This is a genomic window from uncultured Aquimarina sp. (assembly GCF_947500065.1).
Taxonomy (GTDB): Bacteria; Bacteroidota; Bacteroidia; order Flavobacteriales; family Flavobacteriaceae; genus Aquimarina.
This window is the reverse complement of sequence record NZ_CANMQT010000011.1, coordinates 64,698-81,565: the sequence shown is the minus strand read 5'-3', so window position 1 is coordinate 81,565 and position 16,868 is coordinate 64,698. Positions and strand designations below refer to the sequence as shown.

Sequence of the window (16,868 nt, the reverse complement as noted above, 5' to 3'; positions counted from 1 at the left end):
GAGTAAAGCCCTAAATCATGAAAAAAAAGTACCTAAATCTTTTCAACCTAGTATTGTGGATATTTTTCTTCGGCAGCGCCTACGCACAGACCGTAAATAATAACACTGAACTACAAAATGCAATTGCAAATGCATCCGCTGGCACGACCATAACCCTTTCCAATGGAACCTGGACAAACGTTGATATTGATATAAATAAGAATGGAACTCAATCAAATCCCATTACAATTAAAGCGCAAACTGTGGGATCTGTATTTTTTGAAGGTAATTCACATGTCAAAATGGGAGGTTCTTATATTGTTTTTGAAGGTGTAGTTTTCCAAAACCCTTCTAACCTACCAGATGATGGAGATGATTTGGATCCTATACTACAATTCAGAGATTCTAATAAAGATGAATGTGATCATTGTACGATTACTAATATCAAAATTGACAGCTATAACGGCACTTCTTCTCAAGAGACCTTAACTTTTAAGTGGATTCTTGTCTATGGGCAATATAACGAAATTAGTTATAGTTCTTTTATTGGTAAACACGGTATAGGAAGTATCATTAATGATAATAGAAATTCCACGTCTACAGAGTTTGCTGAACCTGATTTCACTAAAATACACCATAATTACTTTGCCGATCGTACCCCAATACGCGAAGTAAATCAAGATAACGATCAAGATGCAATAAGAATTGGAAATAGTAGCACCTCTTTACATCCATCAAACACAGAAGTATATGACAACTTCTTTTATAATTGGTCGGGAGAAGTGGAGATTATTTCTAATAAAAGTGGTGAAAACAAATACTACAACAATACTTTTAAAAACTATCAAGGGACGCTTACACTAAGACATGGCGATAACTGCGAAGTTTATAACAATTATTTTTTTGCTGATAATAGACAATTTTCAGGAGGAGTTAGAGTAATTGGTGAAGGTCATAAAATTTACAATAATTATATTGAAGGAGTAAATTCTGAAAAACCAACAGGAGGTACTACTAAGACAGCTGGAGCAATTAATGTTTCTAATGGACGCCCTAATTCTGCCCTCAATGGATACTATCAGGTAATCGATGCAACTATTGTCAATAATACTTTTGTAAATTGTGACTACGGATTTAGAATAGGAACAAACGTAGGTAATGATTTAACTTTAGCACCTGAAAATCTTGTTATCGCTAATAATATTATGATCAACACCAGCGAAAATGCAGTTGACGAACAAACAAATCCTATCGGAGCTACATCCAAATATGAAGGTAATATTACACAAAACGGATCTTGGGATCTAACAAACGGAGTTGATAATAATCAAACAGTATCTTCAGGCTTATTAATTAGTGGAACTGATTTTTATAGACTAGCAACCGGAAGTCCGGCAATTAATGCAGGAATAGGAACCTATTCATTTTTAGACAAAGACATATTAGACGGAAACAGATCCTCTAATTATGATGCTGGTGCTGAAGAGTTTGGAGCAAATGGAACAAGGCTACCTTATACCATAGATGATGTTGGCAAAAAAGTTGGGTTTGCTGCTCCCGAATTTATTCTAAATATAGAAGAAAACACTTTCACCAGCAAAGGAATAATTATGTATCCTATCCCTTCAAAAAATCAACATATTACGATCCAATCAAATGATATTATTGGCACTATAGAAGTACGTGACCTAAGAGGAAGAGTTGTTCTTAAAAAACAGATTGATAGTAAGCTTGGTCAAATAGAAACTGACAACTTGAGCAGCGGAACATATATTGCAAAAGTACAAGGAGTCTATGGACGTTTTGTGATTCAGTAGAAATAACAACTTGATTTTATACTTTTAAAAGAGGAGTTATCAAAAAAGGATAACTCCTCTTTTGTTAGACACCTATCTTTTAGATATATCGACAATAACACCTATTGTTCCTCCATAATAATCATACTTAAAAAAATTATAAAATCCGCTAATCTCAATTCCAATTCTCTTTTTGGTTTTATAAACAAAGGACAGTTTAGTAGGTAATCCGATAGAACTAAAACTATCATCATTATATTCTTCGCATATTGTACTATTATTGAATCTTTGACTACAATCATCTCGATATTTTCCAAAAGAGTATAATATTCCAGTACTTACCACAAGGTTATACCTATTACTTTTCAAAAAATCATACCCATAAAGCAAGGAGAAATCTGTAATATAAAAAAAGGTATTCTCTCCTATACTATTTAAAAAAAAGTTAGGTTCATCTGTTTCAAAAATATTCTCTCCATTACTAAATCTTAATTGGAATACATTCCTTTTGTATTCAATCTGACCTAACAAATAAATTCCCTGAACATTTTCTGTAATTGACAAACCTCCTCCTAAATTAAATCTGGCATTTTTTTCTTGAGAATACGAATCAATAGAGGTAATACATAATAAGATTAATATAACTAGTTGTAATCTTCTATTCATAATTAAATTATTTAAAATTGTTCAGTGATTTAAACATACATTCAATTCGTAAAGCTCAATTGTTAAAAAAATTTACATTTACGATAACCGAAATTAAAAATTTAATCCTCCACAAACATTTATTATATTCTAAAACTTACTATAAACTACGAAAACAATTTTCTAAAGTTTTTTTGTCCGCAAAAAAATAAATAGTTTCTTTATCACATACGAGTTCTTTATACACATCAAAACCCACGTGTTTATAAAAACGTATTAATCTAATATCTGAGGTCTCAAAAAGAATGGGTAATTTGGTTGTGCTAGAGAGCTTAAAAAGCATTTGGTTAATTTCATGTAATCCATCTAATTTACCATAGCCTTCTTCCTGTGCAATGAACCAAACATATATATAATTGTCTAATTTTAATTTATGTTTTTTTATTTCTTTTTCATTACTCAATATATTTTTCAAATTTAAAATTGAAATCCCTTTAATTACATTAAAGTATCGACAATAATCACTAAAAGTCTTTTTTAGTTTATTATTCTGATAAAACAGTACAATTGTTTTCTTGTTCTTAGCAACATAAACACCATTCACTCTTAAAGCTACATGGAAACAGTAATTAACTAAGTTAAAAATGTTCTTTTTAAAACTTTTTTTATCCTTATTAAACAACAAAGACATTCTTGGGTTTTCAACAAATCTATTACTAATTAACTTTTTGTAATGTAATATTTCAGCATCAGAAAATTGCAGTTTATTTTTTTCCATTGTTTTTTAATAAATTATAATGTGATACATATGCACGCAAAGCACTACTTTCATGATTGTATCCTAGTTCATATTTTTGGGCCAATCGCTTTATAATCGGAGTCATTTTAGGATAATGAACATGAGAAAAATTTGGAAAAAGATGATGAGCAATATGGTGGTTAAAGCCTCCTAATATCCATGTTGTCATGTAACTGTTTGTAGCAAAATCTGTCGTCGTTTTTACTTGATGATGTGCCCAAGAATAAGGCATTTTACCATTGTAATCTGGCGTTACAAAAACTGAATTTTCTGAAACATGAGAAGGCACCAGTGCTAACGTTAAAAAGTAACTTGCGGAAACATGCAACAATAAATTACCAAACAATACTTGGGTTATTGATAACGATGTAAAAAAAAGTGGAAATAGAATAAAAATAGTAATATATAATAATTTAAAAGCTACAAGCTTTATATACTCTTTAATAGGAATATTTTTTATTAAGGATTTTTTTGAAAAAAAATCGGTAAAATCCCGAATATATATCCAATTTATCGTGTATAAAGAGTACAAAAAGGGCACATATATATGCTGAAACCGATGATAAAATCTATGTACTGCTTTCGGCAGAATTTTAACTATCTCTGTTTGTGTTAAATCGGGATCCTTTCCTAAAGTGTTAGGAAATGTATGATGTCCAAATTGGTGTCTCTTTTTCCAAACATATGAATTTGCACCAATTAAATCCATTTGTATCATAAAATATGAGTTAATTAGTTTATTAGAATGTGCTACACCATGAATGGCATCATGAGAAATATTTATTGCCAGAATAATACTTAAAGGACCTAGAACAACAAAACATAAAAACAAACTATAACCATTCTGAAAATAAAAAATCAGTAAATAACAAATGATAAATATGATTTTTAACAGTAAATACTTCCATATAAGAGAACCATTACCATACTTATTAATATTATTAGCCTCAAAATAATCTCTAATCTCTTCACAAACATCTTTATAAAAGAAATCTGGTTCTTTAGGAAACGTTACTTTTGTTTTCATTTTATTTACTATTTAAATACAGCATCATACGATTTCAGTGTATGATCAACATCTTCTCTTGTATGCAAGCTAGTTGGGGTTAAACGAAAAATAACATCTCCCTTAGGTACAACAGGATAAATAATTACAGAGCAAAAAACTCCATGATCATAAACCAATTCTTTCTGAAGATTAAGTACATCTTCCAATTTTATATTAAAATAAATAGGTGTAATATAACTATCAACCTCATTAGAAAGAAGGTTTCTATTTTTTAAACCTTCTTGCATCAGGTCTGTTATTTCAAATAATTTTTTTCTTTTATCATGAGCTCTTTTAATAATTTCTAATCTTTTATTTAACCCATAAACTATCGGCATTGGTAATGATTTAGAAAACATTTGAGAACGTAAATTATATTTGAAATAGTTCACAATCTCTTTCTTACCGGCTATAACTGCCCCAAAAGATGCCATGGACTTCGTAAAAGTTGTAAAATATAGGTCAACTTTTTCTTCTAAACCATGCGCACAAACGGTCCCATTACCTTGCGGACCCATTACTCCAAATCCGTGAGCGTCATCTACCAAGAGTCTAAAATCGTATTTAGATTTCAAAGAACAGATCTCTTTCAGTTTACCTTGTGCACCAGACATGCTAAATACACCCTCGGTAATAACAAGGATACCTCCTTTTGTTTTTTGTACAATTTTTTCGGCTACCTTTAGTTTCTGTTCTAAGTTATCAATATCATTATGTTCAAAAATTAACCTTTCTCCTCGGTGTAATCTTATTCCATCAATTATACAAGCATGACATTGTTTATCAGAAATAACTACATCATTTGGAGACAATAATGAATCAATAACAGATAGCATTCCTTGATATCCGAAATTAAGCAGTAATGCTTTTTCCATATGTATAAAGTCAGCGATATTGCTTTCAAACTCATCATGTAAAGAGGTGTCACCAGTCATCATTCTAGATCCCATAGGATAGGTCATTCCCCATTTTTGCTGTGCAAAAGCATCTATTTCATTAATCTCGCTCGAACCTGCTAATCCCAAATAATTGTTATAACTCCAACAAATTAACTTCTTGTTATTAAAAAAAATATGATTAGAGATTTGTCCTTCAAGTTTAGGAAACACAAAGTTACCTTCTGCCATACTTTGAAATTTCCCTATAGGTCCAATATCGAGTTGTATTCTGTCAAAAATATCCATTATAAAGTTTTAAAAAACTAATTGTGAATCGTCACTAGCTAACTCTATTTGTATTTAAAAATCCCAATCATTTTTCTTCGATTCACTTAATAGTATTGTTTAGTAGCCTAAACATACAAGCAATGCATCGACTCTAATTGTCAAAAACGCAAAGATGAAAATTTATCATTGTGATAATTGCAAAATCAGAATTCCTACTACTTCCCTAACTGCTTTAAATGGGATAGATGTGATATAACTCCGCCTAAATAAGTAGTTTGATTGGGTTTTATATCGTTTCCAATCAACATTTTATATAGAATTTTATTAAGTTTCGGGTAGTATATATGATGGATATGAGGAAAAAGATGGTGTGCTATATGATTATTGAATCCTCCAAAAATGAAATTAGCTAAACTACTAAAAGGATAAAAATCATTAGAACTTTGTATTTGATTCATTAACCAAGAGGTTCTTATAAACCCAAAACTATCTGTTTTTGGATACATTACACCTTCAATATGATGTGTCATAAAAAACGTAAATAATAAAAACAATGATTGCACTGCATGCATTATCAAAAACCCCATCAAAATTATATCCCAAGTATGATCTATGAATATCAATGGTAATATCACTAAGTATAGGATATAAAAGATCTTTTGAACCCAAAAAGAAAATTTATATCGAATAGTATTAGTTTTACCAGTTATAGTTTTATCGAAGAAAATTTTAAAATCTTTGATAAATACCCAAAATAAAGAATAGGTGATGTATAAAAATGGCGCATACCAATGTTGAAACCTATGAAACCATTTTACAGGGCTTCCAGGGACTACTCGAATTAAATTTGTTATTTCTAGATCCGTATCATACCCCTCTACATTAGGAGCGTGGTGATGAGATTTTACATGTCTATCTTTCCAAGCTTCCGCATGTGCTCCTACTATAGTATATAATAACACAAAACAATTATGATTAAGTTTCTTACTTCTAAAAATAGTATTATGCGAAAAGTCATGAGCAAAATTAAATGCAAATAATAAGGAAATCAGCCCATACATAACATAAGTTACTATCAACAGGTATGGATGACTTATAGTATACAAACCTATATAAGTAATCAACGTTAAAATCAGGTAAACCATACCTTTAGAAATAATCCTATTTCGAAACCGATTAGGACAGAAATTTAGTTTACTGTTAATCTCATTCTGAATGGAAAGAAACAATGCCGCATGAGATTTATTATAAATATGTTTAGATTTCATAAGTAACGGATTTAAATTCTATTTGCGTTCCCATTTTCTTTAGAAATCTAAAATGCGATTTCAAGGCTTGATCATATGACATCTCCATATATGTCACGCCATATTTTTTCGCCACTTCTCTAAATATGGGTAGTAATTTGATATAGTGTATATGACAGATATTAGGCAGCAAATGATGCAATGCGTGTGCATTAAAACCACCTAACGTCCAATTCAAAAAAGTACTATCCACATTATAATCTACAGAAGTACACATTTGTAACTTGGGCCAGCTCATATTAAGTCTTCCTTCAGCATCTGGTTCAGGATGTGCTACGTAATCTGATAAATGTGACACTCCTAATACCGCTGTAAATAGTATGGATACTAAAAAATGATTTAACAGAAACGCAATCAAAATATACTCCCAACCAAATGGTAATAAGATACTAGGAACAACAATCATATAGATCACATAAGCTATCTTAAAAAACACCAGTTTAACGATTTCCCAAGTAGGAATAGTCACCTTAATAGTTCTGCTAGAGCGATTAAAAATCATTAAAAACTCTCTAAACAAAAACCAATTAAGCGAATAAAACAGGTATAAAAACGGAACATACAAGTATTGAAATTTATGATACCATCTTAAATTTTGTCCTGTTGTCATTCTTACTAAAGGGTTATTTAGAACGTCTATATCACTTCCTTCTATATTAGTATATAAATGGTGAGATTCATTATGATTTTTGCCCCATACATATGCATTGTTTCCTTGTAAATTAAAGCTTAGTTGAAATAATAGTTTATTCCAGAATTTACTTTTTACAGCAACTCCATGTGCAGCGTCATGAGAAACATTAAATGCATTTAACAGCACAGATACCCCAAGACTAATATAGAAAGTAAAGAATGTAGTTAGGCTCGATGAAGTAAGCATCAAAAAATAAAACAAAGCGACCAATGTAAAATACATAGTTATTTTAAAAACCATCTTTCTATTTCCCGTTTTATCTATACCATTATCTTCAAAATAATTTCTAATTCGCTCATTAAGTTCTTTATAAAACGCTGAACCCTCATCCTTTGAAAATTTTATTTTTTTCATAATTATTCATTTAAAATTTGACATATCAATAGTAGCGTGATGACCAAAAATATTTGATTTGGTATCTCGATTGTAATACTTATTTGTTGGTATGATTAGTTAGATAAACAAATAATCCAACTCGAAGATTAAGATTGTGTTTCTTCGAGTTAGTATCATTCTTTGAATATTATTTTTTCTTAGACGAAGTAAGATCTCTAAAAACTCCTAATTGTACACTTCCTGTTTTCGATAAAAAAATCAACAGTTGTTCTTTTCCAGAACGTACACTTATTTTTTGAGTCCGCCAATGTTTAATAAATGACAGTATCGAAATTACCCTATTACTAGATGATATACTAAAAATCCCATCCCGAAGAGATCCTTTTATACATTTTGTAATTTTTTGAGTTTCCGATTTCATTAAACTAATTTTTAAGGTTTTATTATCCAATAGTTTAATACGTGTATATAGTTTTTCTTTTACTGGAATAAGACCAACCAAGTCTCCAGTAAGTACATAAAATGCCTCGAATCCATAATCCCCTTCGATGCTTAAGTTGCTCGTGATTTTCATAATTAAGATGTTTTTGATTTCACTTTCTTTTTAGAAAATTGCCAGTTGATAAAAGGCAATGATCTTCTTGCGTTTCTATTCCAAAGACCAAATTGAAAACCTCGTTGATCAACAGTCTTGTTAAAAACACCTATTTGGATTCCTTTTAAATTTTCAGATACATTGGATATCCCTAATTGCATCCCTTTTCCGGTATCCGAAAAATTTGCTAAAGCCGAAATTTGAAGCCCATTAAAAACTTTAGAAGTGTTGATAACAGGAGCTATTGAAACTCCATTAGCTTCATTAGTCATAGATCCTAAAGAAATATTTAAACCATTCAGATTGGCTCCCCCAATAAAACCTCCAACGCTGAGATTAAAGCCATTCATTGATAGATATGTATCTCGCTCATAATCCTCAAGAAAGTAAAAATCTGATCGCTCATTATAGATTAGTCCCATATATATTGAATTGATAGGAATATCAATTCGAAGTGGCACAATCAACAACGGCATTATGTGCAAAGCCTCTACATTAACACCGTTAATTCTTTGATGTTCTATCTTTTTATTTTCGTAATGACCAATTCCAACTACCAACCCATTGACTTGCGACACATTAGAATGAATAGGAGAAAAACTAAATGACTTCACTTTTCCTGAAATAGCATCTGACTTATGCTCCTGTCCAATAGCTATTATCGAAAATAACAACATTACTAATACTACTATTTTGTTTTTCATTTTTCTTGTTTTTAAAAAATTCAACAAGTCAAAACTATTGCGATAATAGCAACACAAAAGGCAATAATCGCGAATAGAAAATTATTTTTTTGCGATAAACGCAAAACCAAACAGTTTGCTTTACTTGAAAAGAATTTATTTTTCTTCAGTACGCAACCTTTTATATGTATCCAGTCTAATTGGGTGAATCCATATAAAAACATAGTCATGAAAAAAATACGAAAAATAATCCTCGTACTTTGTATATTATTTGCATCCTGCGAAAATGAATCTTTTGAATTATCAGTTGAAAAAATTGATGTAAACTCTGAGCTATACAGTGATCTTAAAGCTATTTCTGAAGCTTCTCCAGAAAATTCTGAAGTAGTATGCTTAACTTTTATTTATCCATTTAACGTATACCTATATAATAATAACAATGAAATCACAGAAAGTATATTAATAGGTAACAATCGAGAGTTTGTTTCGCTTTTAGGTGGAATGGAAGATGAGAGTGCAATAGGATTAAGCTACCCCATTTCTGGAACCACCGATGATGGCACTCTAAATATTAATAATAATCTAGAGTTAAAAGAGGCAATAGAGGCTTGTATTGAAAATCAAATAATTTCATATTGCAATAGCTTATTAGAAAGCGATTGTATCTGGAATATTGAATCAATTTCTCCAGAAAACCAATATAATGACTCCAAGTTTGATTTTTATTCCGACGGAACGGGTATATTTTACCACGATGGAAATGCCTACAGAACCTCTTGGATACCCTTTTATATTGAAGAACAATTACACTTAAATATTCACTTAGAAGAAAATTCTGATATTGGAGAGAACTGGAATTTTGATTGGGAAGCAACTATCATAGATGAAAACACTATCCAAATAGACAATCAAGAACATAGTTTCATTATACAAAAGAACTGTACTATTGAAAACAACTGCGATTATGTAGAATTCAGAGAGTGTATCTCTGAAAACGGCAGTGAAACTCAATTTGTCTTTGACAATTATATAGATTGTATAATATCATTTAGAGAAACTACGGAAATCCCAGACCTCCAATTATCATTCTATGAAACTATAGATAATGTAGAACAACAAATAAATCCACTACCAACATCCGGTTATAATACTAGTATGAACCCTCAGATCATTTTTGTATTAATCAATAATACTGTAACAGGAACCTCCGAAATCACAAGAATCGTATTACTCAAAGAATCCTGTGATGACAACTAAATCATTAAAATAAGTATCATCCCGTTAAGCGCATGCATGATGCATACTTAAATCAAATTTTAAAAATAATTTAAACATTTATATACCATGAAAAATATCAGCTCATTCATCTTAGTTTTAATATTGATAATTACCTCTTGTTCTAATGATGACGATTCTAATAATGATCCAGTGATTGAAAGTATGAATAATTTTGTTTTAACAAATTTCGACGTCTCGACCACTCCGAATACAAGAATAGACTCTACATATTATCAACTAGCTAATAATAGAATTGATTATTCCGAAGGGATTAATTTTCAAACAAATGAAACTAGCTCGGGAACTTATATTTATGATAATGATAAGATATCAGAAATAAGAAGATATTCTCAATCCAATTTAATTGAGAAATTAACCTTTGAATATAGCAATTCAAATACCTTGACAGAGTTTTTACACGAAACAACACAAGAACAATCTATCTATAACAAGCATACTTTTACATATAGTTCAGATAGTATTTATGTAAATTGGAAAAGAAGTTTTGATGGAATAAATTTTGATATTGATGTAGCACATTCTAAAATAGTCTTAGATTCAAACAACAATAGAGTTTATTTCGAAAACTTTAATTTTTTAAACAATACAACGAAAGCAGTTATTACCCAATATGATTCTAATAACAATCCTATTAAAGAAGAATTTTTACATGATTCTGGTACGGGTCTTGAGCTAGATTTTACGAATACTATCACATTCGAAAATTCAATAAATACGTTGTATGAAGTAAATGAAACAACATTTAGCAGACATACACTTATGTTGCTATACCACATAGATAGTGGAGAAGTTAATAACTTCAATTTCAAGTCAATATCCCCTAATAACATCAAAACTTTTGAGTCCGATTTTGGCAGCCTGTTTACGTATTCAGTTCTCCATGTAATTAATGAAGAAAGATATTCGGAATTAACCGAATTCGCAACATTCTCTAATTCAGATTTATTTTCTGCATTCTCATATGAATTTTTTGAATAAAGCTATACAGATAATCTAGACAATAGGACATTGAATTATTATAGAATTAGCCATATAGTTTCTATAATAAAGGGTGAAACGTTAGGTAATCTTGGCAAACGTCTAATTACCTAATGTTTAACCCATTGAAAAAAGAATAAAAAAAATGGTTGACTTTAAGTCATTTTCAAAAAAAAACATGATTTAACGCAACCTTTTCTTTTCTTTCAGTCTATTAGGTTAAAGATGCTAAAAAAACTTACAACACACATAATCCTTTGGACGACAGAGAACTCATAAAAAAATGTAAGAAGAATAACAGGAAAGCACAGAGTGAATTGTTTTATACGTATAAGGATAAACTTTTTGCATTATGTTTAAAATACTGTAAAAACCATGCGGAGGCAGAAGATATTTTGCACGACTCATTCCTGACTATATATAAAAAAATTAAACAATATAAACACAAGGGATCTTTTGAAGGATGGATGAAAAGAATCACTATTAATAAGGCTATTGACAGATATAATGACAATTTTTTTCTAGATACTCCAATAAAAGAAAATCTTATCTATGACACAAAAATTGATTCTGAGTTATTTAGCTTCTCAATAGATGAATTACTAGAATTCATACGAAAATTACCTGATCAATACAGGTTGGTTTTCAACTTATACGAATTGGATAATTACTCTCATAAAGAAATAGCAGAAATGCTTAAAATATCAGAAGGAACCTCAAAATCCAATTTACATAGGGCAAAATCACAATTGAAGATGGTTATTTTATCTAAAGTTTATGATCAAAAAAAAATAGCAGTGAGTAATGGATACTAAAAAAGATATAGGGAAACTGGTTAAGGAACAATTAGATGGTTTGCAGCAGTCTCCAGAAACTCTTATTTGGAAAAACTTAGAAAGTCAATTAAATAAACAGGATGTACAACGAAAAAGATATCTTGTTACTATAATTGGCATTGCATCGGTAGTTTTTTTAGGTATCTTGATTACCTTTTGGCCTCAATCTAATGGACATAAAAATACTCCTAACAACTTTTATGAATACCAAACGACACATATCGATTGCATCGATAATCCAGAAGTAATCTCAGAAATTTGTATCGATGATCTTGACACTATAGCAATTAATAAGAAAAGAATATTCAATAGTAGTAGTAGTAGTAGTAGTAGTAGTAGTAGTAGTAGTAGTAGTCCAGATCTGATTAAAATTTATCCTCACAAGACAAATAGCAATACTATATCTAATAAAACCAATAAAGCATCAGGGATTAAGAACACTAATCTTTTAGCCAAGAACACTAAAAACACAAAAAATCAATCGCTTAAACAATCAGCTAAAAAACAAGATATAGAGAAAACCTCACCTGCTAAACTTAGTTTCACTAATATATCAAAAGACAGTATCAAACTTGCTTCAGACGAGACACCCACGATAGAAGGTATTTCTAAGAATAATGATGAAAAAAAATTAATTCAAAATAATAGTGACACCTTGATATCAATACCTTCACCACCTGTAAAGGCTTTCGAGAATTTTATGTTATCTGTTTATGCTACACCTATCTATTCCGTGGGTTCAAGCGGCTCTTTAATTAGTGACAGAAACGCTAATCGCAGCAAATCAGGAAATATAACAGTAGGCTATGGTGCTACTATGAGTACCAATCTAAATAAAAAGATAGATCTAAGAATAGGATATAACAAACTAAAGGTAAGCCTAACGGAAAAAGGCATTAATAGTTCAGAGGTATCTGGTATTCTAGGAGATGCCTCTATATTACTGGATGGTGCAACACAACAAATAGTAGACAGTACTCAAACAGTAAATCTAACACAAACTGCTAATTATGATGAGTTTTCAATTGGATTGGGTTATCAATTTATCAACAAAAAAGTCAAGGCATCCATTGTTATGGATGCTAGTTTCTTAATATTAGGTAAAGACAACATTACACTCAATACTAACATCAGTGATATTGAATTAGGTAAAAACAATAATTTATCTTCTACCAGCTCAAGTTTAAATTTAGGAATGAATGTGAAATATGAACTTTTCAAAGACATATATATCCATGCGGAGCCTATGATTAAATATCAACTGGAAAATGCGAGTATGAATTCCCAAAGTTATAATCCCTTTCACTTTGGATTACAGGTAGGCTTTTCTTTTAAATTCTAAGGTTTATTTTACGAGCCAAATTATCTTCTGCTAACAATAACACGGATTTATTATTTGTGATAAAAGTAATAATCACAAGTCATGAAATACTTTTTTGTGAAAATCGCAAAAATTAACTTACTTTTCTATTTTACTTTGCTTCGGTTAAATAACATCATCATCAAAAAAAGGCTTAACATGATACAAGAAAAATTTTTAGAACTTATCAAAAAACAAATCAGTTCTAAAACTTCATTAATCGATGAAGTTGCCACTGCTTTGGATATAAGCTATGATGCAGCACATAGAAGAATTAGCAAGAAAAGTAAAATATCTTTAGAAGAAGGAGTCACATTAGCCAAATATTTTAGTTTGTCAATAGATCAACTATTCTCAAGCGAAGATGAACATATTGTGGCTGTAAAAAAGACGGCTCCAGTTCAGGATATGGAAAGTCTACTTGCTTATTATGAGAATTCATATAATTCGTTATCACCCCTAGTCAATAATAAGGATGTAGAAATGATTTACTCTGCCAAAGATTTGCCAATCTTCTATACATCAGATGATAACTTGCTTTCAAAATTTAAAATGTATGTCTGGTTAAAAATAATGGATTCTGAACTTGGGGATGTGAAGTTTACAGGATTTAACCCATCACTTTCACTCATCGAAGCAGCAAAACGCTTAGGTAATATGTATAATAATCTTAATTCTATAGAAATATGGGATATTACTACTATAAATAGTACATTAAAACAAATACACTTTTATTTCGAATCGAATTCACTTTCTTCTAAGGATGCTCTTGAGATATGCGATGATCTTCAGGGATTGATAAATCAGATTTCTAAAAAAATAATTGACCAAAAAGATAATTTTAAATTCTACTATAACGAACTATTACTCATGAATAATCGGGTTTTAGTAAAAACACCTACCGAAAGATCTCTATATGTTCCTTTTACAATTCTTTCTTACTACAGAACTAATGATGTTACTACCTGTGATCAAGCAGAAAAATTCTTAAACATCCAGATGGATGGATCTAAATTATTAAGTACTGCAGGAGAAAAAGAAAGAAATTTATTTTTTAATAAAATGCATAAGAAAATTGATGCCTTAAGGTCCCTTATTATAGCGAAAAACGTATTAGAGTTTGAATAAATGTGTAATCAAATAGTTAATTATACGACTAATAGATAAAGAATTAAGGTCTAAAAAATAGGTGATCGAAAAAATAATTTTACTTTTTTGTAACATTTTATTAATTCTGTACGTATAATAAATAAAAAGCAACGCCCTAAAATATTCACAAATAAAATTTCAAGGATAACATAGATGAGACAACTTAAGATTACGAAGCAGGTAACGAATCGTGAAACTGCATCGCTGGATAAGTATTTGCAGGAAATAGGTAAAGTAGATCTTATTACCGCAGATGAAGAGGTAGAATTAGCTCAGCGAATAAAAGCTGGTGATGAAAGAGCCCTTGAAAAATTAACAAAAGCGAATTTACGATTTGTGGTATCTGTTGCAAAACAATATCAAAACCAAGGACTTACTTTACCGGATTTAATTAATGAAGGTAATTTAGGATTGATTAAAGCAGCAAAACGTTTTGATGAAACCAGAGGTTTTAAGTTTATCTCGTATGCAGTATGGTGGATTCGTCAATCTATCCTACAAGCTTTAGCAGAACAGTCACGTATTGTTCGTTTACCATTAAATAAAATTGGATCTATTAACAAGATCAATAAAACATATGCATTCTTAGAGCAATCTCACGAACGTCCGCCAAGTGCAGAGGAAATTGCAAAAGAGCTAGATATGACTATAAATGACGTAAAAGAGTCTATGAAAAACTCTGGTCGTCATGTAAGTATGGATGCTCCTTTAGTAGAAGGAGAAGACTCTAACCTTTATGATGTTTTGAATTCTGGTGAGTCTCCTAATCCTGACAGATCTTTATTGCACGAATCTCTTCGTACTGAGATCGAGAGAGCTTTAGAAACACTTACGCCAAGAGAAGCGGATGTGATTCGTTTGTATTTTGGTCTTGGAGATCAACATCCAATGACTCTAGAAGAAATTGGAGAAACTTTTGATTTAACTCGTGAACGAGTTCGTCAAATTAAAGAAAAGGCTATTCGTAGATTAAAACATACATCTCGTAGTAAAATATTAAAAACTTATTTAGGATAACTTTTAATTTCCTAAATTGCGATTACAAACAGTTTATAACATAACTGTTCGTTTTTTGATTGATGAATGACCTCCGGCTGATTACCGGAGGTTTTTTCATGCGGTATTTCTCCTATTTAATTACAGAAAAACATTAACACTTATATTTTTAGATTATTAAAATCTTAAAATTATTTTTTTTGTACTAAAAAACTGTACCTTTAAGTTAGAACCAATCAACATGTGGCAAACCATTAGTTACGTAAGTACTGCTAATCCATCCTTAACAAATTCTGAGGTAAATGAATTATTCGAATTTGTTAAGCTAACTAACAATAGTCAAAAAATAACAGGAATATTGATGTATTCTGACGGTAATTTCTTTCAAGTTCTAGAAGGGCAAAAAGATATGATACAGAGTCTTTATAAAAAAATACAACTCGATTCCAGACATCATAATGTTATTAAAATTTTTGACAAAGAAATAACCAATTGCTCATTCTCTCAGTACCATTCTTCTTTTAAAGTTTTAGGTGATAATAAGTATGATCATAAGGAGTTACAACAATTTTTAAACGAAGAAAAAACTCATAATCCTGATAACTATAAAAATATTTTTTATTTGGCTAATAAATTCATGAAACTTTCCTAAAACCTCCTGATTCACCTTTCTCTTTTTAGCATTTACAGGATAATTTAAACATTTATGAAAACAAACGTTAAATAATGATTTTAACACAAATATTCCCTTAAATTAAGTTAAATTTAAGATAAAAAGCTATGTGGCATACGATATCTTATGTAAGCTCTTCTTTGAAGTTATCTGACTTTCAGATCAATGATTTAATGCACTGTTCTAAATTAAAAAATGAATATGCAGGTATTAACGGTATTTTAATGCATTCTGGTCAAAATTTCTTTCAAATAATTGAAGGAGAAAAAAAAATCATTCAAGAACTTTATTCAAAAATAGAGAAAGATTCAAGACACTCTAATTTAATTAAAATATTTGATAGACAAATTAGAGTCCCCTCTTTTAAAATTTTTCATAATTCGTACGTAACTGTTCATAGAGAAAAAGATTATTCAGAATTACAACAATTCTTAGAAAAGGAAAGATCCAATAATCCAGATACTTTTAACAGTGTATCTTATTTGACAAACAAATTTATGCAGCTTCCCTAGTATACCATTTAAAACTT

At 30.2% G+C, this 16,868-nt stretch carries 17 protein-coding genes; 9 read left to right on the top strand and 8 right to left on the bottom strand.

Features of this window, described 5'->3' with window-relative positions:
• Window positions 1–17: 17 nt before the first annotated feature.
• Window positions 18–1,796, top strand: a complete 1,779-nt coding sequence (locus tag Q0975_RS23450; protein WP_299441557.1) for a chondroitinase-B domain-containing protein — start codon at window positions 18–20, stop codon at window positions 1,794–1,796.
• A 72-nt stretch (window positions 1,797–1,868) separates the two neighbouring features.
• Here the strand turns inward: Q0975_RS23450 and Q0975_RS23445 are convergent, their stop codons facing one another.
• From Q0975_RS23445 to Q0975_RS23410, 8 genes are all read right to left on the bottom strand, one after another.
• The gene (locus Q0975_RS23445; protein WP_299441554.1) at window positions 1,869–2,441 is read right to left on the bottom strand and encodes a hypothetical protein; all 573 of its coding nucleotides are present in this window, start codon (window positions 2,439–2,441) and stop codon (window positions 1,869–1,871) included.
• A 139-nt stretch (window positions 2,442–2,580) separates the two neighbouring features.
• Window positions 2,581–3,198 carry a hypothetical protein gene (locus tag Q0975_RS23440; RefSeq protein WP_299441551.1) on the bottom strand — a complete coding sequence of 206 codons (618 nt, stop codon included), beginning with the start codon at window positions 3,196–3,198 and terminating at the stop codon, window positions 2,581–2,583.
• Entirely contained in the window at window positions 3,185–4,246 is a 1,062-nt protein-coding gene (locus Q0975_RS23435) for an acyl-CoA desaturase (protein ID WP_299441548.1), read from the bottom strand. The genes Q0975_RS23440 and Q0975_RS23435 overlap by 14 nt, the downstream gene beginning before the upstream one ends.
• Window positions 4,247–4,254: 8 nt before the next feature.
• The gene (locus tag Q0975_RS23430; protein ID WP_299441545.1) at window positions 4,255–5,451 is read right to left on the bottom strand and encodes an aminotransferase class I/II-fold pyridoxal phosphate-dependent enzyme; all 1,197 of its coding nucleotides are present in this window, start codon (window positions 5,449–5,451) and stop codon (window positions 4,255–4,257) included.
• Between the two features lie 197 nt (window positions 5,452–5,648).
• The gene (locus Q0975_RS23425; RefSeq protein WP_299441542.1) at window positions 5,649–6,701 is read right to left on the bottom strand and encodes a fatty acid desaturase; all 1,053 of its coding nucleotides are present in this window, start codon (window positions 6,699–6,701) and stop codon (window positions 5,649–5,651) included.
• Entirely contained in the window at window positions 6,691–7,788 is a 1,098-nt protein-coding gene (locus Q0975_RS23420) for an acyl-CoA desaturase (RefSeq protein ID WP_299441540.1), read from the bottom strand. The genes Q0975_RS23425 and Q0975_RS23420 overlap by 11 nt, the downstream gene beginning before the upstream one ends.
• Window positions 7,789–7,957: 169 nt before the next feature.
• Window positions 7,958–8,344, bottom strand: a complete 387-nt coding sequence (locus tag Q0975_RS23415) for a hypothetical protein (protein ID WP_299441537.1) — start codon at window positions 8,342–8,344, stop codon at window positions 7,958–7,960.
• A gap of 2 nt (window positions 8,345–8,346) precedes the next feature.
• Window positions 8,347–9,069: a hypothetical protein gene (locus Q0975_RS23410; protein ID WP_299441534.1), complete on the bottom strand. Its 723-nt coding sequence runs from the start codon at window positions 9,067–9,069 to the stop codon at window positions 8,347–8,349.
• A gap of 207 nt (window positions 9,070–9,276) precedes the next feature.
• Here Q0975_RS23410 and Q0975_RS23405 point away from each other — a divergent pair, with 207 nt between their 5' ends.
• The 8 genes from Q0975_RS23405 (at window position 9,277) to Q0975_RS23370 (ending at window position 16,851) form a co-directional block, all read left to right on the top strand.
• A complete protein-coding gene (locus Q0975_RS23405) occupies window positions 9,277–10,305 on the top strand; it encodes a hypothetical protein (RefSeq protein ID WP_299441532.1) in 1,029 nt (342 codons plus the stop codon).
• An 87-nt stretch (window positions 10,306–10,392) separates the two neighbouring features.
• Window positions 10,393–11,325 (top strand): hypothetical protein, encoded by a 933-nt coding sequence (locus Q0975_RS23400; RefSeq protein WP_299441529.1) that lies wholly within the window; start codon window positions 10,393–10,395, stop codon window positions 11,323–11,325.
• 257 nt (window positions 11,326–11,582) lie between these two features.
• Window positions 11,583–12,140, top strand: coding sequence for an RNA polymerase sigma factor (locus Q0975_RS23395; RefSeq protein ID WP_299441526.1), 558 nt, complete (start codon window positions 11,583–11,585; stop codon window positions 12,138–12,140).
• The gene (locus Q0975_RS23390; protein WP_299441523.1) at window positions 12,130–13,503 is read left to right on the top strand and encodes a hypothetical protein; all 1,374 of its coding nucleotides are present in this window, start codon (window positions 12,130–12,132) and stop codon (window positions 13,501–13,503) included. The genes Q0975_RS23395 and Q0975_RS23390 overlap by 11 nt, the downstream gene beginning before the upstream one ends.
• Window positions 13,504–13,680: 177 nt before the next feature.
• A complete protein-coding gene (locus tag Q0975_RS23385) occupies window positions 13,681–14,649 on the top strand; it encodes a hypothetical protein (protein WP_299441521.1) in 969 nt (322 codons plus the stop codon).
• A gap of 174 nt (window positions 14,650–14,823) precedes the next feature.
• Window positions 14,824–15,687 carry a sigma-70 family RNA polymerase sigma factor gene (locus Q0975_RS23380; protein ID WP_027395748.1) on the top strand — a complete coding sequence of 288 codons (864 nt, stop codon included), beginning with the start codon at window positions 14,824–14,826 and terminating at the stop codon, window positions 15,685–15,687.
• Between the two features lie 220 nt (window positions 15,688–15,907).
• Window positions 15,908–16,318 carry a BLUF domain-containing protein gene (locus Q0975_RS23375; RefSeq protein ID WP_299441518.1) on the top strand — a complete coding sequence of 137 codons (411 nt, stop codon included), beginning with the start codon at window positions 15,908–15,910 and terminating at the stop codon, window positions 16,316–16,318.
• A 128-nt stretch (window positions 16,319–16,446) separates the two neighbouring features.
• On the top strand, window positions 16,447–16,851 hold the full coding sequence (locus tag Q0975_RS23370) for a BLUF domain-containing protein (RefSeq protein ID WP_299441515.1): 405 nt from the start codon (window positions 16,447–16,449) through the stop codon (window positions 16,849–16,851).
• The last annotated feature ends 17 nt before the right edge of the window (window positions 16,852–16,868 follow it).